The following is an 18,969-nucleotide window of genomic DNA, read 5'->3' as shown; positions in this document are numbered from 1 at the left end:
GACTTCACCGTCTGGATGGCGTTGCCGGCATAGATGGGCCGCTCGAACGTGTCGGGCGCCACCACCTTGATGATGTCGGAGACCTGCATCACGTCGAGCAGAGCGGCGACGCGCGGCAGCACGTTCTTGGCGCTGGCGGTGGAGGGGCCGACGATGGCGTCGTAGGCGGGAGCCAGCGAGACGACCAGCGCCGCCAGCGGCTCGGCGAGACGGTGGGCATAGAGCGCGTCGTCGGCAAGCAGCACCTTCTCGACGCCCGAGAGCTTCGCGGCGGCCTCGGCCACGCCCTTCGCGTTCTGGCCGGCCACCAGCACGTGCACGGGCGAGCCGAGCGCGGCGGCGGCGGTGAGGGCCTTGGCGGTGACGCCGTTGAGGGCCGAATTGTCGTGTTCGGCAATGAGCAGAACGGCCATCAGATCACCCCCGCCTCGTCCTTGAGCTTCGCCACCAGCTCGGCCACCGAGCCCACCTTGACGCCCGCCTTGCGGCCGGCCGGCTCCTGGGTCTTCAGCACCTCGAGCCGCGGGGCGACGTCGACGCCGTAATCGGCCGGCGTCTTCTCGGCGATGGGCTTCTTCTTCGCCTTCATGATGTTGGGAAGCGAGGCGTAGCGCGGCTCGTTGAGGCGCAGGTCCGTGGTGACGATGGTCGGGCCGTTGAGCTTGAGGGTCTGCAGGCCGCCGTCGATCTCGCGGGTGACGACCACGCCGCCGTCTTCCACCACGACCTTGGAGGCGAAGGTGGCCTGAGGCCAGCCCAGAAGCGCCGCCAGCATCTGGCCGGTCTGGTTGCAGTCGTCGTCGATGGCCTGCTTGCCGAGGATCACGAGGCCGGGGGCTTCCTCGCCCACCACGCCCTTGAGGATCTTGGCGACGGCGAGCGGCTCGACCACGCCATCGGTCTTCACCAGGATGCCGCGATCGGCGCCCATGGCGAGGGCGGTGCGCAGCGTCTCGGAGGCCTGGGCCGGTCCGATGGACACCGCCACCACCTCGGTCGCCTTGCCGGCTTCCTTGAGGCGCAGCGCCTCTTCCACCGCGATCTCGTCGAACGGGTTCATGGACATCTTGACGTTCGCAAGCTCCACGCCCGACCCGTCAGACTTCACACGAACCTTAACGTTGTAATCCACCACCCGCTTAACGGGCACCAGGATCTTCATCGACACACGCTCCCCGTTCCCGAAATCTCGACCGGCGGTCGCAAAATCCGCCGATGATCGTGACTTCCGCTCTTATCCCTGCATTGCAGCATTTCTTGCGGGCGGGCAACGTAGGAGGGGCCAGAAAGTGTGTCAACGCTCGCTCCGGCGCGGCGTTCGGACGCTCGGCACGCCGGAGGGATCGCGATCGAACAGGGCGACGCCCGGCCGGCGCATCAGCGCCACCAGCACGGCTCCGGCGAGAAAGCCGCCCACGTGCGCCCACCACGCCGTCTCCTGGTCCGAGCTCGACAAGATCTGCCACACCTGAAGGCCGAACCATGCGCCGATGGCCCAGTAGGCGGGTACCCGCAGCGGGATCTTCATCAGCACCAGCGCCCACAGGCGGATGTTCGGGTGCAGCACCAGATAGGCCGCGATCACCCCGGCCACCGCCCCGGACGCCCCGACCAGCGGCGCCTCGGACCCCGGCTCGGCCACCACATGGATGAGCCCGGCGACGATCCCGCACAGCAGGTAGAAAATGAGGAAGCGGCCATGGCCCATGGCGTCCTCCACATTGTCGGCGAACACCAGCAGGAAGGCCATGTTGCCGATGAGGTGGAGCCATCCGCCATGCAGGAACATGTAGCTGACGAGGGTCAGGGCCGGCGGCAGCCGCTCATAGCCCTCGGGCAGGATGGCGATGCCGCTCACCACGGCGGGAATGGCGCCGAAGCCGAGCACGCCGGCCTCGCTCACCGGCCCGAACGCACCACGCTGGAGCGCGACGAAGACGAACACGTTCAGCGCGACCAGCCCCCACGTGACGTAGGGGCGGCGCACGTGTTCCAGCGGGTTGGCATCGGCGATTGGAACGAACATCAGACGGTCCCGGGGACTCGTCTGCCGCCCGCGGCCGTCCTGTCCCGTTACGGCAAGCTTAGAGCATTTTCGCGCGAAGTGGATACCGGCGCGCGTGGAGAAAATGCGTCAACTCAATACCCTAGAGCAGGGGTGCTCCGGCGACGGAATCGGCGTCAGGCCCGGCTGGCGCCCGGCACCCACAGCACGTCCGCGGCGCCGCGCGCATTGGCGTAGCGGCCGGCGACGAACAGGAGGTCCGAGAGCCGGTTCACGTAATGCAGCGCCGGCGCGCCCACCGCGCCCTCTCCCACCGTGCCTTCGCCCTGGTGCGACAATGCGACCATGATGCGCTCGGCCCGCCGGCAGATGGTGCGGGCGAGGTGGAGGTGGGCGGATGCGGCCGTTCCGGCCGGCAGCACGAAGGAGGTGAGGGGGGACAATTCGGCATTGAGGAGGTCGATGTCGTCCTCCAGCCGCTTCACCTGCGCCGGCACGATGCGCAGGCTCGCGCCCTGCTCCTCGTTGGCCGCGGGCGGCACGCAGAGGTCTGCACCGAGATCGAACAGGTCGTTCTGGACGCGCACGAGGATGGCTTCGAGCAAAGGCTCGCCGGAGAGGTGGAGCCGGGCGATGCCGAGGGCGGCGTTGGTCTCGTCCACCGCGCCATAGGCCTCGACGCGCAGGTCGTATTTGGGCACGCGCTTGCCGGTGCCGAGGCCCGTGGTGCCGTCATCTCCGGTGCGGGTGTAGATCTTGTTCAGCTTGACCATGACCGTCAGCGACCCATGGCGAAGATGGTGGCCATGACGATGATGATGGCGAGGAACTGGAACAGCACGCGCATCTGCATCAGCTTCTGCGAGCGCTGCGGCGAGCCGCCCGAGGCGAAGTTGAACAGGCCGAGGAAGAGCACGCCGGCCACCAGCGCCAGCGCAAGCGGGATGAACAGAAAGACCGACCAGTGCACCATCTTCGTTTCCTCCCGGCGCTCAGTTGAGCACGGCGATGCCGGCATTGAGCGTCGAGGCGTAGCACACCCAGACGAGATAGGGCACCAGCAGCCACCCCGCCGTGCGGTCCAGCGGGAAGGTGGCGCGCAGGGTCAGCGCCAGCAGCACGACGAGGCCGATGATGATGACGAGCCCCGCGTGAACCGCGTGCAGGCCGAAGAATACCGGCGACCAGAGGAAATTGAGCGCCAGCTGCGCCAGGAACAGGCCGATGGCCACGGTGCGCGCGGAGGAGGGGGGCACCTTGTCCCACAGCCGCCAGAGGCTCACCGCCATCATCAGATAGAGCAGAGTCCAGACGATGGGGAAGGCGGCGTTGGGGGGCGTCCAGCCCGGCTTCACCAGACCTTGATACCAGGCGGGGATGGCCGGCGAGGTCACCGCCCCGCCGACAGCGCCCACTCCCAGCATCAGCGCGAGGCAGCCGAGCAGCCGCAGCCGGGAGACGGCGCAGGGCGAGAGCGAGCGGGGGGACGTCATGGACATGTGGAAGCACCTTTCCACCGCCGGCCATTGCGGGCGGCGGCTTCTCCTTATCCGAACGCCACACCCCGGCGGATCGTTTCGCCCGCCGGGACCACGGCTCAGGTGGCCAAGGCTCAGGTGGCCAAGGCTCAGGTGGCGATGTGGCTGGCGATCTCGTCCACCGGAAGCTTCACCAGATCCTTGGCGATCTCGCCATCCACCAGCGGCTTGACCCGGTGGGACAGCGCCTCCCGCAGCACGCCCAGCGCCTTGGGCGGGGCGACGAGGAGGATGCGGGCCGGGGCCTCGCCCGAGGCCACCAGCGCATCGAGCCTTCCTGCGACCCGGGCGATGAAGGCCGCTTCCGCCTGGGCGTGCAAATCGGTGGTCTCCACCGCGCTGCGGGCGACGGTGGCGGATTCATGCACCCGGCCGGGACGGTCCGTGCCGAGGGCGGCGGTGCCAGGATGGGGCTCGCTGAAGCTCTCGATCACAGACAGGCGCGGCGCCGGGGCGATGCCGGTATCGGCGAGCAGGACGGCCTTGGCACCGTCGCACACCACCACGAGGCGGTTCATCTTGTCGGCCTTGGTCATGTCCCTGTCTCCCTGATCGCATGACGCCCGAAGGCGCCGTCTGGGGCCGGTGGTCAGGCCTTTGTGTCACATGGGTGGGGCCGGGGCTTTGTCCAGAGACAAACGCGGCGGCAGCATCTGCGACCTTGTGACGACGGGCGGGCGCTTGTCCCACGGGAAGTGGCGTGAGACGCTTCGGTGAAAGAGGTCTGCGGCTATCGGCGATCCTTCAGGCGATCCGGCGCGGTGCGCGCCATCGCCAGCCGCCCAGCCCTGCCGAGGAATACCGCCATGCCGTTCCTGGTTCGCTTCCTTCTCCGCCACGCCGCCATCGGCATCGGTGTCGCGGCCGTGTTCGTGGCGCTTCTCGTCGCCTTCGACGTGGCGCACCTCGCCAGCCTGTTCGCGCATTCTCCGGATGGATGGCTCGCTTTGGGCGTCCTCACGGTGGCGCTGGGCATCACCTTCGGCAGCGTGCAGATGGGCTTCGCCGTCATGCTGATGGACGACGAGGACGGGCCGCCCTCCGGCCGCCGCGCCCGCCTGACGCGCCTCGTGCCCAAGCTCGCGCGGGTCCACGCCCGACGCTGACGCGTCCGTCTCTGATCGCATGAGCGGCCGGGCCTTGAGCCCGGCCGTTGTCGTTTCGGCCTACTGGCCCTTGCGCCGCATGGCCTCGGCCAGCGCCGCGCCGAAGGCGCCTTGCCCACCCTTGTCGCCGCCCTTGTCCCCGGGCTTGCCGGGCTGGGGGCGACGGGCGTCGTTGCCCCGGAAATCGTTGCCGCGTCCGTCGTTGCGCGGCTGGTCCGGCCGGCCTCCGGCGGGGCGGGAGGCGCCGGCATCGTCCTTGCGCATGGAGAGGGCGATGCGCTTGCGCTTCACGTCCACTTCCACCACCCGCACCTTCACCACATCGCCCGCTTTCACCACCTCGTGCGGGTCCTTCACGAAGCGGTCGGCCAGCGCCGAGACATGGACCAGCCCGTCCTGGTGGACGCCGATGTCCACGAAGGCGCCGAAAGCGGCGACGTTTGTCACCGTGCCTTCCAGCACCATGCCCGGCTTGAGGTCGCTCATCTCGTGAACGCCCTCGGCGAAGGTTGCGGTCTTGAAGGCCGGGCGGGGGTCGCGGCCGGGCTTCTCCAGCTCGGTGAGGATGTCGCGCACGGTGGGCAGGCCGAAGCGCTCGTCCACGAAGGCGCGCGGGTCCAGCGCCTTCAGCGCCGCCGTGTCGCCCATGATCTGGCGCACATCGCGCCCGCAGGCGGCGACGATCTTCTTGGCGACCTCATAGGCCTCCGGATGCACGGCGGAGGCGTCTAGCGGCTCGGCGCCGTCCGGAATGCGCAGGAAGCCGGCGGCCAGCTCGAAGGTGCGCGGGCCGAGGCGCGAGACCTTCAGCAATTCCTTGCGGGTCTTGAACGCGCCCACCGAATTGCGATGGGCGACGATGGCCTCCGCCAGCGAGGCGCCGAGGCCGGACACGCGGGCGAGCAGGGAGGCGGAGGCGGTGTTGAGGTCCACGCCCACGGCGTTCACCGCGTCTTCCACCACCGCATCCAGCGCCTTGGCAAGGCGGGCCTGATCCACGTCGTGCTGGTACTGGCCGACGCCGATGGCCTTGGGCTCGATCTTCACCAGCTCCGCCAGCGGGTCCTGCAGGCGGCGGGCGATGGAGACGGCGCCGCGGATGGATACGTCGATATCCGGCATCTCGGCGGCGGCGGTGGCCGAGGCGGAATAGACCGAGGCGCCGGCCTCGCTCACCACCACCTTGATGGGCTTCTTACCCGACGCGTCCGGCGGCAGCGCGGCAATCATGTCGGCCGCGAGCTTGTCGGTCTCGCGGCTCGCCGTGCCGTTGCCGATGGCGATCAGCTCCACATTGTGCCGGCGGATGAGGTGCGCCAGCTCCGCCATGGCGCCCTGCACGTCGTTGCGCGGCTGGAAGGGATAGACGGTGGAGGTGGCGATGAGCTTGCCCGTGCCGTCCACCACCGCCACCTTCACGCCGGTGCGGATGCCCGGATCGAGGCCCATGGTGGCGCGCGAGCCGGCCGGGGCGGCCAGCAGCAGATCCTTGAGGTTGCGCGCGAAGACGCGGATGGCCTCTTCTTCCGCCCGCTCGCGCATCTCGCCCATCAGCTCCACGGTGAGGTGGAGCGAGAGCTTCACGCGCCATGCCCAGCGCGCCACCTCCAGCAGGAAGCCGTCCGCCGGCGCACCATTGGCGAGGGGGATGTCGTAGGCCTCGGCGACGATGCGCTCGGCGGGCTTCACCGGGGTCGTGGCATCCTCGTCCACCACCAAATCGAGGGTCAGCATCTCCTCGTTGCGGCCGCGCAGCATGGCGAGCACGCGGTGGCTGGGGGCGGTGGCCCACTTCTCCGAATGGTCGAAATAGTCGCGGAACTTGGCGCCCGCCTCCTCCTTGCCCTCGGCCACCTTGGCCTTGAGCATGGCATTGGCCTTGAGGTGTCCGCGCAGGCGGCCGACCAGCTCGGCATTCTCGGCGAAGGTCTCCACCAATATGTCGCGCGCACCGTCCAGCGCCGCCTTGATGTCCGCCACCTTCTCGTTGAGGAAGGCGGCCGCGCGCTCGGCCGGGGCAGTGGTGCGGTCGGCGAGGATCGCCTCGGCCAGCGGCCCGAGGCCCTTCTCGCGGGCGATCTCGGCCTTGGTGCGGCGCTTGGGCTTGTAGGGGAGGTAGAGGTCCTCCAGCTCGGCCTTGGTGGTGGCCGCCTCGATCTTGCCGCGCAGCTCGTCGGAGAGCTTGCCCTGCCCGTCGATGGAGGAGAGCACGGCGGCGCGGCGGCTTTCCAGCTCGCGCAGGTAGGAGAGGCGCTCTTCCAGCGTGCGCAGCTGGGTGTCGTCGAGGCCGCCCGTCACTTCCTTGCGGTAGCGGGCGATGAAGGGAACGGTGGCGCCTTCGTCGATGAGGGAGACCGCGGCCGTGACCTGCGCCGGGCGGGCATTGATCTCGGCGGCGATGAGGCGGGCGATGGCGTCTGCGTTGCCCTGCGGTGCGGCGGCCATTAGGTCTCATCCTCTCCTGCGGTGACGGGGGCACGCCCATAGCCGAGCAATGGGGCGCTGTCACGTTACGGCTGGGGAAAGAGCCGTTCGTGTGCCCCTCATCCGTCGTCCGCTCATCGTGACGGGTCATCGTTGCCTGTCATCGCCCGGCTTGTCCGGGCGATCCACCCATCCGCCCGCGCGCTGTCCGGAAACCCGAACCCGTCCAACCGTGGATCGCCCGGACAAGCCGGGCGATGACGGCAGTGCAAGGGGGCAGGATGGCTACCCCCGCCGCGTCAGAAAATCCTCGGCCAGCGCCAGCGTCCCGGCGGTATACGGCGCGCCCATGGATTGCGCGGTCGGCGTCTCGGCGTGGGAGGCGACCCAGGCGGTGAGCAGCATCCGGCGCAGCATCACGAAGACGTCGAGCTGCGCGTCGGCATCCGCCGGCAGGGGGGCGAGGGTGCGGTAGCCGTCTGCCCACGCATCCTTCAGGGCCGGCACCAGCGGCGAATGCTCCATGAAGGAGACGGCCGAGGCGAAGTCGTAGAGGAACCAGGAGAAGCCGCAGTCGTCGAAATCGATGAGGGTCAGGCTGTCGCCGTCCGCCAGCAGGTTGGCGAGGCGCAGGTCCGCATGGATGAGGCCGAAGCTGTCGGGTGTCGTAAGCCGCGCGAGCCGGTCCTTCAGGGCGCGCGCCGTGCGCTCCAGCAGCGCGCGGCCGGCCGCATCCAGCCCCAGTGCGGCGCGGAAATCGCCCCAGAGCGGGCGTTCGCCCAGCATGCTCTCGAAATCCCATACCTTGCGGGTGAAGCCCTCCGGCCGTCGCCAGCCTTTGGCGTGGGCGTGGAGCCGGGCGTGGAAGGCGCCGAGGCGGCCGAACCAGCCGGGCAGGTCCGCGCCCTTCTGCGGCTCGCTGCCGGGCACGAAGGCGAAGGCGGCCAGCCGGCGCGGGGCGCCGTCCTGCCCCACCTCGTTGAGGAGGTGGCCGTTGCGTGTGGGGATGATGGCGGGGGTTGGCACCACCTCGTCGGCGCGCAGCGCTTCGATCCAGGCGAGTTCGGAGCGGATCTCCGCCGCCTCGTGATAGCCCGGCCGGTAGACGCGGACCACGATGTCCTGCGGGCCGGCGGTGGCGCGGAAGGTGGCGTTCTCGGAGATGGAGAGGAGCTGGAGCGCCGCGTCCGGCGGCAGGCCCCAGTCCGGCAGATGGGTGCGGACCATCTCTTCGGTCCGCGCCAGATACGCCTCGTCGTACAGCACCCGTCCGGCCTCTCAAGCGTGTCGGACGGGCGCTATAGCATGTTGGAGGGCACGCACCATCGGGGCCGGCCTGCGACCGGCGCCGATTGGTTTCGCTCAGGCGCCGCGCGGGCTCAGACGAGCCCGGCGAGGATGCCGACGCCGGCCACCGCCACCGCCGCGCCCGCGCCGCGCACGAACTTCTCGCCATGCAGCTCGCCGAAGCGGCCGATGGCCATGCCGAGGCCGAGGCCGGCCACGTGGAGGAGCGCGGTGGCCGACATGAAGCCGAGGCCGTAGGCAAGGCCCGAGGCGTCCGCCGGCATCTCGGCGCCGTGGGCGTGACCGTGGAAGATGGCGAAGAAGCCGACCATGGCCATGGCCGCCGCCAGCGGCGCCTTGACGCCGAAGGCCACCACGCCGCCGAGCACGATCACCGACAGGGCGATGCCCAGCTCCACAAAGGGCACGTCGATGCCGGAGATGCCGAGCGCGCCGCCCACGGCCATCAGGCCGACGAAGGTGGCGGGCACCGCCCACACGGCGCGACCGCCCAGCTGCCAGGCGAAGATGCCCACCGTCACCATGGCGAGCAGGTGATCGAGGCCGCCGAGGGGGTGGGCGAAGCCGTGGCTGAAGCCGTGGACGTCGCCGACGCCGGTATGGGCGAAGGCGAGCTGCGGCAGGAGGGTCAAGGCAGCAGCGGCGGCTGCCGTGCGGATCGTGCGGTGCATGAAAGTCTCCCCGGTGTTTGAAGGTTTGAAAAAGGTTCAGCAGATGCGGGGCAGTTGATCGCCGACCAGCATGTCGACGATGCGCTCGCCTCCGAAGCGCGTTCTCATGACGACCCGGCCGGGCCGCTCGGACGTGACCTCGCCGATCACCGCCGCCTCGCGACCCAGCGGATGGGCGCGGAGCGCGGCCAGCGCCGCGTCCGTCTCCCCGGCGGGGACCACGGCGAGGATCTTGCCCTCGTTGGCGAGATAGAGCGGGTCGAGGCCCAATATCTCGCAGAAGCCCATCACCTCCGGCCGCATGGGCAGGCTCAACTCGTCGAGCCGCACGCCGACCTTGCTCGCCTCGGCGAGTTCATTGACCACCGCCGCGATGCCGCCACGGGTCGCGTCGCGCATCATGCGCAGGCCGGGAGCCGCCGCGATCAGCGTGTCGATGAGGCCGTTCAAGGGCGCGCAATCGCTCGCGATGGCGGTTTCGAGCGCGAGATCGCCGCGGGCGTTGAGGATGGCGGCGCCGTGGTCGCCGAGCAGGCCGTTGACGATCACCCGGTCGCCGGGCCGCGCCTTCGTCACGCCCACGTCGAGGCCGGCGCGGATGACACCGATGCCGGTGGTGGTGATGAAGAGCTTGTCGCAGGCGCCGCGGGCCACGACCTTGGTGTCGCCGGTGGCGATGTCCACGCCCGCCGCATGGGCCGTCTCCGCCATGGAATGGACGACGCGGCGCAGCGTCTCCACCTCCAGCCCCTCCTCGATGATGATGGCGCAGGAGAGCGCGACGGGCTTCGCCCCGCCCACCGCGAGGTCGTTCACCGTGCCGCACACGGCGAGCTTGCCAATGTCGCCGCCGGGAAAGAACAGGGGGTCCACCACGAAGCCGTCGGTGGTGAAGGCGAGCCGGTCGCCGTGGGCCATCAGGGCCGAAAGGTCGAAGCGCGCCTGATCTTCCGGCGCTGCGCGGCCGGCGCCGGAGAAGGCGGAGAGGAACACGTCGTCGATGAGATCGCGCATGGCGCTGCCGCCGCCGCCATGGGCGAGCGTCACGATCTTCTGCGTCATGGGCCGCCGGCGCACGGCGGCGGGGGTGGACACGGGAATGGCGATCGGGATGTTCATGCGGCCTCTCCGCGCATACCGCCATATTGATAGTAAGCCGCGCAAGAACCTTCCGAAGACACCATCAGCGCGCCGAGCGGCGTCTCCGGCGTGCAGCCCTTGCCGAACTCCGGGCAGGCCCACGGCTTGGCGGCGCCGGTGAGCACTTCGCCGCAGCGGCACTGGGCGGGATCGGCTACCTTGATGTCCGGCACGGAAAAGCGCCGTTCCGCATCGAACGACGCATAGGGCGCCGTCAGCCGCACGCCCGAGCCGGCGATGGAGCCGAGGCCGCGCCACTCGAACGTCTCGCGCGGCTCGTACACCTCCTGAACCGCCCGGAGCGCTGCGGGATTCCCATGCTCGGGCACGACGCGGGCATACTGGTTCTCGATCCGCGCCTGACCGGCCTCGATCTGCCGGAGCACCATGAGCAGGGATTGCAGGAGGTCGATGGGCTCGAAGCCCGACACCACCAGCGGCCGGCCGAACTCCTCCGCGATGAAGCGATAGGGCGCCGTGCCGATGACCATGGAGACGTGCCCCGGCCCGATGAAGCCGTCGATGCCGAGGTCCGGCTGCTCCAGCAAAGCGCGCAGGGTCGGGATGATGGTGATGTGGTTGCAGAACAGGGAGAAGTTCGTCACGCCCTCGCGCAGGGCGCGCTGCACGGTCAGCGCCGTGGAGGGCATGGTGGTCTCGAAGCCGAGGCCGAAGAACACCACCTCGCGCTCCGGATTGCGCTTCGCCAGCGTCAGCGCATCCAGCGGCGAATAGACCATGCGCACGTCGGCGCCGTCCGCCTTGGCCTGAAGCAGGCTCTTCTTCGAGCCGGGCACGCGCATGGCGTCGCCGAAGGTGGTGAAGATCACTTCCGGCCGTTCGGCGATGGCGACGCAATCATCCACCCGGCCCATGGGCAGCACGCAGACGGGGCAGCCGGGGCCGTGGACGAATTCCACGAGGTCGGGCAGCAGGCCTTCCAGCCCGTAGCGGAAGATGGCGTGGGTGTGCCCGCCGCACACCTCCATGATGGCGAAGGGCCGGTCGCGGCCGCGCTCGAGGCGGGCGGCGATGGCGCCGATCTCCTTCACCAGCGCCGCGGCGAGGGCGGGGTCGCGAAATTCGTCGACGAAGCGCATGTCCGGCTCCTCAGCGCGGGGTGGAAAGCAGCTCGACGCTGCCTTGGGTGAGGGCTTCCATCTCGACCGCCGCCTCGCCGATCTCGGAGAGCACCTTGAGGGTGGCGGCCGCCTCCTCCTCGTCGATGCGGCTCATGGCGAAGCCCACATGGACCAGCACCCACGCGCCCACGAGGTCGTCCAGCGGCGCGCCGGGCTCGGCCACGCACACCACGTCCACGGTGCGCCGGACGCCGGAAACGTCCACCACGCACAGCATGGCCTCCGCGTCGGCGACGGCGACGATCTGTCCGGGAATGCCGAGGCACATGGGCTGGCTCCTACTGGCGAGGCGGGGGAGGGGTTACGAACAATCCGTCATGGCCGGGCTTGTCCCGGCCATCCACGTGGATCGGCCGGGCACAAAGGACGAACAGGTGCGCAGTCGGGTCGACGTGGATGCCCGGCACAAGGCCGGGCATGACGGCGGCTTCGGCTTCATCGACGTTTGCGTCCATCCCCATCCCCTCAATGCTGGCCAAACGCCCCGCCACGAGCGATGCCGTAGCGGTCGAGCTTGGCGCGCAGGCCAACGCGGGAGAGGCCTAGCTCCTCGGCCGCGCGGCTCTTGTTCCAGCGGCAGCGCACCAGGGTTTCGGTGAGGATGGTGGCCTCCATGCGCTCGATGCGGTCCTTCAGCGGTCCGCTGTCGGGCAGGGAAATGGAGGAATTGGCCAGCGTCTCCGGCGCCCGCGTCTCGGCCGCGGCGGCGCGCACCACGTGGGGGGAGAGGAGGTCGGCGGAGAGGCTGTCGCGCTCGGCGAGCACCAGCATGCGGGTGATTTCGTTCTGCAATTCGCGCACGTTGCCCGGCCAGTCATAGGCGGACATGCAGGCGAGGGTCTCCTCGCTGAAGCCGCGCACGCGCTTGCCGTGCTGGCTGGAGAGCGCATCGAGCACGCTCTGGGCGAGGACCGGAATGTCCGCCCGCCGCTCGCGCAGCGCCGGCAGGGTCAGCACCATGGCCGAGAGGCGATAATAGAGGTCTTCGCGGAAGCGGGCTCGGGCCACCTCGCCCTTGAGGTCGCGATGGGTGGCGGCGAGCACGCGGACGTTGACCCGCTTCGCTTCGTTGGAGCCCACGGGGCGGATCTCGCCCTCCTGCAGGAAACGCAGCAGCTTCACCTGGAAGGCGGGGGAGACGTCGCCGATCTCGTCGAGGAAGATGGTTCCGCCATCGGCCTGGTCGAGGAGGCCTATGCGGGTCACGTGGGCTCCGGTGAACGAGCCCTTCTTGTGGCCGAACAGCTCGGATTCCAGAAGCTCGTCCGGGATCGCCCCGCAATTCACCGCGAAGAAGGGGCGGTCCGAGCGCAGGCTGGAATAGTGGATGGCGCGGGCGAGCAGTTCCTTGCCAGTGCCGGTCTCGCCATGGATCAGCACGGGCACGTCGAAGGTCGCCACCTGCGCGGCGCGGGTGCAGACCTGCGAGAGCGGGCTGCCGGGGGCGCGCACCAAGGTGTCGAAGTGGAAATTCTGCTTCACCCGCGCTTCCAGCGCGCCGAGGCGGGCCTCGGCATTGGAGGCGGTGAGCTTCATCTCCAGATTGAGCCGCTCATGGTCGCGCTGGAGCTGGAACAGGTGCGCGGCGTTGCGCGCGGCGAGCAGCAGCTGGTCGGGATGCCAGGGCTTGGGGATGAACTGATAGATGCCGGCGTCGTTGATGGCGCCGATCATGTCCTCCGGCTCGGTGTAGCCGGTGACGATGATGCGCAATATGTCCGGCCAGCGCTCGCGCACTTCGGTGAGCAGCGCGACGCCGGAGGTCTGCGGCATGCGCTGGTCGCAGAAGATCACCTGGATCCACTCATTCTCCAGGATGCGCCGCGCCTCCTCCGCATTGAGGGCGGTGAAGACGTCGAACTCCTCGTCCAGCACGCGGGCGATGACCTCCACCGAGCGGGGCTCGTCATCCACCACGAGGATGGCCGGGCGCCGGTTCATCGCGCCCCTCCCGCGGCTGCGCGCAGGGCCGAGGCTTCCGCTTCGCGGGCGCTCGCAAGGTCGTTGAGGCGGACGGCGCGGGCGGCTTCGAGCCAGGCGATCCAGCGGGCGAGGCCGATCTCGCCGCGCGAGGAGGTGGTGAGGATGTCCGCCGTCGGGTTGATGCGGCGGATGTTGGCCTCCAGCGTCGCCATGTCCGCATCCACATAAGGCGCAAGGTCGGCCTTGGTGATGAGGACGAGGTCGGCGCCCTCGAAGATGTCGGGATATTTGAGCGGCTTGTCCTCGCCCTCGGCCACCGAGATCAGGGTGACGCGCTTGGTCTCGCCGAGGTCGAAGGCGGCGGGGCAGACGAGGTTGCCCACATTCTCGATGAACAGCACGCCGCCGGGCGGCAAGGGCAGCTTTTCCAGCGCGTGACCGACCATGTGGGCGTCGAGGTGGCAGCCCTTGCCGGTGTTGATCTGCACCGCCGGGGTGCCCACCGCGCGGATGCGGGCGGCGTCGTTGTCGGTCTGCTGGTCGCCCTCGATGACGGCGCAGGGGATGCGGCCGGAAAGCGCCTTCAACGTCTCCACCAGAAGGGTGGTCTTGCCGGCGCCGGGGCCGGAGAGGAGGTTCAGCGCCAGCACGCCCGCAGCATCGAGCCGGGTGCGGTTGCGGCCGGCATAATCGTCGTTCTTGGCGAGGATGGAGGTCTCGATCTCCACCATGCGCGCCTGGGAGAGCCCCGGCGCGTGGGCGCGGGCGGGGCCGGTGCCATAGTCGAGCGTGCCGGCATCGGGCGCGGGGGCGTGATCGTCGTGGCGATGATGGTGGTGACCATGGTCGTGGCTATGGTCATGGCCGTGCTCGTGCCCGTGTCCATGGGCATGGCTGTGGGTGGTGCCGTCCGCATGGGTGTGGGTGTGCGGATGGGCGTGATCGTGGGAATGGCCGTGGGCCTCGGAAATGGTGGCGCCGTCGCCGCTGCAGCCGCAGACCGTGCACATCACATCACCTCCAGGTCTTTGATCTTCATCTCCGTGCCGCCATTGGGCACGAGCCGTTCCCCGCCGCATTTCGGGCAGGGGGCGAGGCGGTGGGCCAGCGGCACGGTGTCGGAGCAGTCGAAGCACCAGGCGGTGCCCTCCTCCTCCAGAACCACCAGCTCGGCGCCGTCCGCCAGCGAGCCTTTCGTCACCACGTCGAAGCCGAAGCGCAGCGCCTCCACCTCGATGCCGGCGAAGCGGCCGATGGCGAGGCGCACGCGGGTGACGCGCGAGAAATTCTGCGCCTTCGCCGCCTCTTCCATTGCCGAGAGCAGGCTCTCGCACACGGCCATCTCATGCATAAGCGGGCTCCGTGGCGAAGGAGAGGGTGACGGGCACGCAGGGATTGATGGCGCAAACGAGCAGCGGCGCAAGCCACCGCGTCCGCCAGCCGGGGGAAAGGGCGGCGAAGGCCCGCTCCAGAAGTCCGCCGGGGGCGAGGTTCCAGGCGCTCGGGGAGAGGATGCGATAGGCTTTCACGCGCCCCGCCTCCACCTCCGCCCGATGCCCCAGCAGCCCGCGCGCGGCCGGCGCGATCCCGGCCGGAAGGGGAGGGGCGGGGCGAGGCGCCAGATGGGCAAGGCCATCCACCAGCCGGGCAAGCAGGCGCACGAACAGGCTCGGCCCTTCAGATTTCAGCAGCGCGGCCATGAGCGGCGTCGCCGCGACGCGCCCCAGCGCCCCGGTCTCGCGGTGGGAGCCGATGGCGGCGGCAGGCCGCGCGAGGGTGGCAGCGAGCACGTCGGCGCTCAGCTCCGGCAGATGCACGCGCCCTTCCGCGGGATCGGCCTCGCGGATGCGGGCGAAGGCGCGGGCGGTGGGCGTCGGCGCTGAAGCGAGCCACGCTTCCAGCTCGGAGGGGGAGAAAGAGGACAGGTTGCTGGCATCCCCTACCAGAGCGGCATGGAAGGCGGTGCCGCCCGGCCGGGCGAGGAAAGCGAGGGCGGCGCGGTCCGGCGCCATGCCGAGCGCCACGGGCACGGTGTGGAGCAAAGCGAGCGCGTGGTCGCGCACCGTCTCGCGCGCCATCGTCTCGGCATCGGCTGCGGCGGGCAGGCCGAGGGCGGAGCGGGCGGCGAAGGCGTGGGCCGCGCCGCACAGGTTGAAGACGAGGGGGGCGAGCCGCGCCGCCTCCTCCGGCGTGCGGCCGATAAGAGCCGCGGCCGGGTCCGGCCCCTCCTCCCGCGTCACGCGCCAGCCGCTCGCGCGCCCGTCCGGCACGAGGGTGAGGCTGCGGAGTGCGCGGGGCAGGGGCGCGCGCGAGTTCATGCCGCGCCGTCCCGCAGATCTTCCGCGCGGGCGCGCAGGTCTTCGGCGCCGGCGCGCGGGCCGAGGATGAGCGAGCGGCGGGACAGTTCCGCCGGCGCCTCGCGGCGGGGAGTCTCGGGCTCCGGGGCAGCCGCGGCTGTCTCGGCCGCGACACGGGCGGCTTCCTCCGCCTCCGCCCGGCGGCGGATTTCGCCGGAGCGGGTGCCGTCCTCCCGGTTGCCGGCATCGAGCAGGCCGGGCATCACCGCCTCGGCCGTCTCCACCGCCTGCAGCATGGAGGAGAAATCGAACATGGGGGAGAACAGCGAGCAGGCCTTGTAGGGGCCGGTCTCCGGCCGGTTGGCGGCGAGGAACTCGTAGGTGCCCGATGGAAAGTCGATCAGCTCCTTTTCGCCGGTCCGCAGCTGCGACCAGTCGTCGGCGGCGTTGGGCAGGAGCACGATGTTCATGAACCAGGGCGTCACCAGCACGCCCATCACCCGCCCTGCATGGATGCGGAAGCCCACCGCCTTCACCCCGAGGGTGCCGTTGACGAAGGGCACCCCCTTCATCTTCGCCGCATGGATCTCGCGGAACACCGCCTCGAACAGGCCGGGCGCTTCTGCGAGCTGGCGCTCCAGCGCCGGATCGACAAGCGAGGGGCGCATCACGGCCGGCAGGTCCGGCGTGCCGCCATCGAGCACCATGAAGGCATCACGGGCGCCGTCGCAGACGGGGCAGCGCCAGTGATCAGGCAGCGCGTTGAACGGCGTGCCGGGGGGAATCTGCCACGCCTCGCACCCCTCGGCGGGGTCGTAGACGTGCCAGCAGACCTTGCATTCCAGCCGCGCGGTGGGGGCAAGCCGCGCGCGATCGCCGAGATAGGAGCCGTCGAAGAAGCTGTGCTGGGACATATCTTGCCTCACCGCATGGCCGCCAGCACCTCGACGAGGCGCTCGGCGGAATCGGCGATGTCCTCGCGGGCGGCGCAGGCCACTTCCGGCACCTCGCTCACCTCGATGGTGTCGAGGATGAGCATGTCCTGCGAATTGTAGAAGCGCACCCGCCAGACGTGCCGCGTGCCGGTGGCGTCGATGCGGCAATTGCCGTAGCCGCGTGAGAGCACGGTGGTCGCGCCGGGGCCGAGGCGCGCGTCCAGCATGGCGAGGTCTTCCGGCGTGTGCGGCAGAAGGGAGAGGTTGATGACGTGCGCGCCATCGCCGGGCTGGCGGTTGCGGGAGCGGTCGTCGATCTCCACCAGCAGAGCCGGGGCGTTGAAGATGCCGGGGGCGGGCACATCGAGGCCGGAGAGGTCGATGCCCGCGCCACCACCGAACGCCCGTACCAGCGCGCCGCGCGGGAAGGCGCCGATCTCGATGCGGTCGGTGCCCGCCGCGCCGCGCAGGCGCCAGACGCCGGCAAAGGTGGCTTCCTGGATCTCCATGGCGCGGGCATCGCCGCGGCCTTCCACCTTCACCGCCACCTCACCCTCGCCCATGGCCTCGTCCACCAAAGCGACGTTGGCGGCGTCGAGATGGGCGAGGTCGATGATGCGGCTCTCGCCCGGCTGCCAGCCTTCCAGCGCGGCGATCACCTCCTCCAGCACGGCGAAGGCGGGGGCGTAGCGGTCCTTGTCCTCCACCTCGATGAAGGGCGCCTCGAAGGTGCGCATGCCCGAGGGCATCTGGAGATAGGCGAGGCCCTCGTCCTCGGAGGTGGACTGGCTGCCGGGGCCGAAGCCGATGGGGGGCTGTGTGGCGAAGGGGGACGAAGACATTTGGGGCAGCCTTCAGTGGGTGGCGGCGGAGGGGGCGGCGAGCAGGGCGCGGAGCTTGTCGAGATATTCGTCCCAGTCCCGCATGCGGGCGATGGCGCCCACCGGCTGGCCGGCGCGCAGCACCACGATGGCGGGGAGCGCGAGGCTCATGGTTTCCCGCAGCGCCGCTTCCGCCTTGGGGCCGGCAATGGCGATGCCGATGGCCTCCTGGCCGCCCAGCGCCTTCACCAGCTCGGGCAGCACCACGGCGATGTCCGGGCTTTCCAGGTGCGCCTTGCCGTGGGAGGGCAGGAACAGGAAGTGGTCGCGCGCATCGAGGGTTGCGGCATCCTCCAGCGTCTCGACGGAGGGCCAGGCGCCGGCCTCGCTGAGGCGGCGCACGAGGGGGTGGAGATCGGGGGCGGCGACCGGGGGCATCAGGCTTCCTTTCGGCCGGCGGCATAGGCCGCGGCGAGATGGGGCGGCAGGACCGGCTCGCGGTCCACGAGGTCGGCGAAGGCGCGGTCGATGAGGGCGGTGTCGGCCTCCCCCGCCATGATGGCGGCGACGCCGGAGAGGGCTTCGGTGATCAGCTGCGCCTCCTCCGCATCGAGGCGGCGGCGGGCGGCGCCCTGGAAGACGAGGACGTGATCGCCCACCCCGGCCTCGGGCACGAGGGAGAGATCCACCCGCTCCTCCCGCCCCTCGGCCGAGCAGAGCGCGTAGGGGCTTTCGAGGCGTTCGATGCGCATGGGCAGGCCGAGGCACATGGGTCAGGCCCCCAGAGCACGCGCCGATCCGATTGCAGCGCAATCGGATCGGATAACGCGTTCTCTGTCGTTGGATTCAGAGGGTGATCCGATCGGATCACCCTCGTGCCGCACGAGCACGCGCGCATCGCCGATGCGGCAGGCGTCCTCGGCGCTGGGGCGCTCGGTCTCGTAGGGATCGCGGGCGACGGCGGCGGTGACGAGAGATCCTTCGCCCGCGCGGGGTTCCGGCACGATGCCGAACTCGTCCTTGAGGATGGCGAGCACCTTGCGCGCGGCGGGCTCGATCTGCGCGGCGACGGTGGCGGTGAGGCCGCCGCCATAATCGTCCAGCACTTCCGGCTGCACGCCCACCAGCACGATGCGGCCCGGCGTGTGACCGCGCAGCGCGAGCAGGCCGAGGATTTCCTGGAAGCCGGTCTGGTGCAGGCTCACCTTGCGGGCGGCGAGCACGGCGGGCACGTCGGCATCGGCGCGGATGTGGACGGTTCCCGGCGGGGAGCCGAAATCCACCGCGTCGACAATGACGACGCCTTCGGCTTCTTCGAGATAGGGCAGGAGATAGAGGCCCTGGGTGCCGCCATCGAGCAGCGTTACCGGCTCGGGGAAGGTGTAGGCGCGGTCCAGGGTTTCCAGAACCCGCACGCCGAAGCCCTCGTCGGCCCACAAGATGTTGCCGATGCCGAGCACCAGAATGCGCGCGCAAATCCGTTCGCCGTCCATGCGACGCCGCCCTCCCTGCGATGGCCTCCCACGACGGTCTGCCGCCGTCTGATTTCGAGTTCGACTAAATCAAGGACCGTGCCAAGCCGGCAGGAAGCCGGCCAACCGGTTGATTCGGATCAACAGTGGGCAGAGAGGGGGGGGCGGGGTTGCTGGCCAATATTGT

22 protein-coding genes and 1 pseudogene are annotated in these 18,969 nt (G+C 70.0%); 1 reads left to right on the top strand and 22 read right to left on the bottom strand.

The window, feature by feature from the left end:
* From FHT36_RS23740 to FHT36_RS23710, 7 genes and pseudogenes are all read right to left on the bottom strand, one after another.
* Positions 1-413, bottom strand: a pseudogene (locus tag FHT36_RS23740) (electron transfer flavoprotein subunit alpha/FixB family protein); the annotation flags it as partial.
* Positions 413-1,162: an electron transfer flavoprotein subunit beta/FixA family protein gene (locus FHT36_RS23735; RefSeq protein ID WP_169124921.1), complete on the bottom strand. Its 750-nt coding sequence runs from the start codon at positions 1,160-1,162 to the stop codon at positions 413-415. The pseudogene FHT36_RS23740 and the gene FHT36_RS23735, both read right to left, overlap by 1 nt.
* A 132-nt stretch (positions 1,163-1,294) precedes the next feature.
* The gene (locus tag FHT36_RS23730) at positions 1,295-2,026 is read right to left on the bottom strand and encodes a rhomboid family intramembrane serine protease (protein ID WP_169124920.1); all 732 of its coding nucleotides are present in this window, start codon (positions 2,024-2,026) and stop codon (positions 1,295-1,297) included.
* Between the two features lie 155 nt (positions 2,027-2,181).
* Complete coding sequence (locus tag FHT36_RS23725; protein ID WP_169124919.1) at positions 2,182-2,778, bottom strand: cob(I)yrinic acid a,c-diamide adenosyltransferase; 597 nt, start codon at positions 2,776-2,778, stop codon at positions 2,182-2,184.
* A 5-nt stretch (positions 2,779-2,783) separates the two neighbouring features.
* Positions 2,784-2,978, bottom strand: a complete 195-nt coding sequence (locus FHT36_RS23720) for a twin transmembrane helix small protein (protein WP_169124918.1) — start codon at positions 2,976-2,978, stop codon at positions 2,784-2,786.
* Positions 2,979-2,997: 19 nt separating this feature from the next.
* Positions 2,998-3,498, bottom strand: coding sequence for a TspO/MBR family protein (locus tag FHT36_RS23715; protein WP_393974965.1), 501 nt, complete (start codon positions 3,496-3,498; stop codon positions 2,998-3,000).
* 134 nt (positions 3,499-3,632) lie between these two features.
* Entirely contained in the window at positions 3,633-4,079 is a 447-nt protein-coding gene (locus FHT36_RS23710) for a host attachment protein (protein ID WP_169124916.1), read from the bottom strand.
* A 270-nt stretch (positions 4,080-4,349) separates the two neighbouring features.
* Here FHT36_RS23710 and FHT36_RS23705 point away from each other — a divergent pair, with 270 nt between their 5' ends.
* Entirely contained in the window at positions 4,350-4,649 is a 300-nt protein-coding gene (locus FHT36_RS23705; protein ID WP_169124915.1) for a hypothetical protein, read from the top strand.
* A 60-nt stretch (positions 4,650-4,709) separates the two neighbouring features.
* On the opposite strand, the gene FHT36_RS23700 is transcribed toward FHT36_RS23705, so the two are convergent.
* From FHT36_RS23700 to FHT36_RS23630, 15 genes are all read right to left on the bottom strand, one after another.
* Entirely contained in the window at positions 4,710-7,094 is a 2,385-nt protein-coding gene (locus FHT36_RS23700; RefSeq protein ID WP_169124914.1) for a Tex family protein, read from the bottom strand.
* A 264-nt stretch (positions 7,095-7,358) separates the two neighbouring features.
* Positions 7,359-8,339, bottom strand: coding sequence for a phosphotransferase (locus tag FHT36_RS23695; protein WP_348644563.1), 981 nt, complete (start codon positions 8,337-8,339; stop codon positions 7,359-7,361).
* Between the two features lie 113 nt (positions 8,340-8,452).
* Positions 8,453-9,052 (bottom strand): HupE/UreJ family protein, encoded by a 600-nt coding sequence (locus tag FHT36_RS23690; protein WP_169124913.1) that lies wholly within the window; start codon positions 9,050-9,052, stop codon positions 8,453-8,455.
* 36 nt (positions 9,053-9,088) lie between these two features.
* Positions 9,089-10,114: a hydrogenase expression/formation protein HypE gene (gene hypE / locus FHT36_RS23685; RefSeq protein ID WP_169124938.1), complete on the bottom strand. Its 1,026-nt coding sequence runs from the start codon at positions 10,112-10,114 to the stop codon at positions 9,089-9,091.
* 53 nt (positions 10,115-10,167) lie between these two features.
* Entirely contained in the window at positions 10,168-11,292 is a 1,125-nt protein-coding gene (hypD, locus tag FHT36_RS23680; RefSeq protein ID WP_169124912.1) for a hydrogenase formation protein HypD, read from the bottom strand.
* Positions 11,293-11,302: 10 nt separating this feature from the next.
* Complete coding sequence (locus tag FHT36_RS23675; RefSeq protein WP_024276815.1) at positions 11,303-11,602, bottom strand: HypC/HybG/HupF family hydrogenase formation chaperone; 300 nt, start codon at positions 11,600-11,602, stop codon at positions 11,303-11,305.
* 197 nt (positions 11,603-11,799) lie between these two features.
* Entirely contained in the window at positions 11,800-13,275 is a 1,476-nt protein-coding gene (locus FHT36_RS23670; RefSeq protein ID WP_169124911.1) for a sigma-54 dependent transcriptional regulator, read from the bottom strand.
* A complete protein-coding gene (gene hypB / locus FHT36_RS23665; protein WP_169124910.1) occupies positions 13,272-14,267 on the bottom strand; it encodes a hydrogenase nickel incorporation protein HypB in 996 nt (331 codons plus the stop codon). The genes FHT36_RS23670 and hypB overlap by 4 nt, the downstream gene beginning before the upstream one ends.
* Positions 14,267-14,608, bottom strand: coding sequence for a hydrogenase maturation nickel metallochaperone HypA (gene hypA / locus FHT36_RS23660; RefSeq protein ID WP_169124909.1), 342 nt, complete (start codon positions 14,606-14,608; stop codon positions 14,267-14,269). Before hypA ends, hypB begins: the two co-directional genes overlap by 1 nt.
* The gene (locus FHT36_RS23655) at positions 14,601-15,575 is read right to left on the bottom strand and encodes a nickel-dependent hydrogenase large subunit (RefSeq protein ID WP_169124908.1); all 975 of its coding nucleotides are present in this window, start codon (positions 15,573-15,575) and stop codon (positions 14,601-14,603) included. Before FHT36_RS23655 ends, hypA begins: the two co-directional genes overlap by 8 nt.
* The gene (gene hybE / locus FHT36_RS23650) at positions 15,572-16,468 is read right to left on the bottom strand and encodes a [NiFe]-hydrogenase assembly chaperone HybE (RefSeq protein WP_169124907.1); all 897 of its coding nucleotides are present in this window, start codon (positions 16,466-16,468) and stop codon (positions 15,572-15,574) included. The genes FHT36_RS23655 and hybE overlap by 4 nt, the downstream gene beginning before the upstream one ends.
* A gap of 8 nt (positions 16,469-16,476) precedes the next feature.
* Positions 16,477-17,331: a hydrogenase expression/formation protein gene (locus FHT36_RS23645; protein ID WP_169124906.1), complete on the bottom strand. Its 855-nt coding sequence runs from the start codon at positions 17,329-17,331 to the stop codon at positions 16,477-16,479.
* A 12-nt stretch (positions 17,332-17,343) separates the two neighbouring features.
* Complete coding sequence (locus tag FHT36_RS23640; protein ID WP_169124905.1) at positions 17,344-17,748, bottom strand: hydrogenase; 405 nt, start codon at positions 17,746-17,748, stop codon at positions 17,344-17,346.
* Positions 17,748-18,080, bottom strand: coding sequence for a HypC/HybG/HupF family hydrogenase formation chaperone (locus FHT36_RS23635; RefSeq protein WP_169124904.1), 333 nt, complete (start codon positions 18,078-18,080; stop codon positions 17,748-17,750). Before FHT36_RS23635 ends, FHT36_RS23640 begins: the two co-directional genes overlap by 1 nt.
* 3 nt (positions 18,081-18,083) lie before the next feature.
* Positions 18,084-18,803 (bottom strand): HyaD/HybD family hydrogenase maturation endopeptidase, encoded by a 720-nt coding sequence (locus tag FHT36_RS23630; protein ID WP_169124903.1) that lies wholly within the window; start codon positions 18,801-18,803, stop codon positions 18,084-18,086.
* Positions 18,804-18,969 lie beyond the last annotated feature (166 nt).

Origin of the sequence: Xanthobacter sp. SG618, from assembly GCF_012932745.1 — a bacterium.
In the GTDB taxonomy this organism is placed as follows: domain Bacteria; phylum Pseudomonadota; class Alphaproteobacteria; order Rhizobiales; family Xanthobacteraceae; genus Xanthobacter; species Xanthobacter flavus.
The sequence above is the reverse complement of the archived record's forward strand: the minus strand, read 5'-3'. Positions and strand labels throughout refer to the sequence as shown.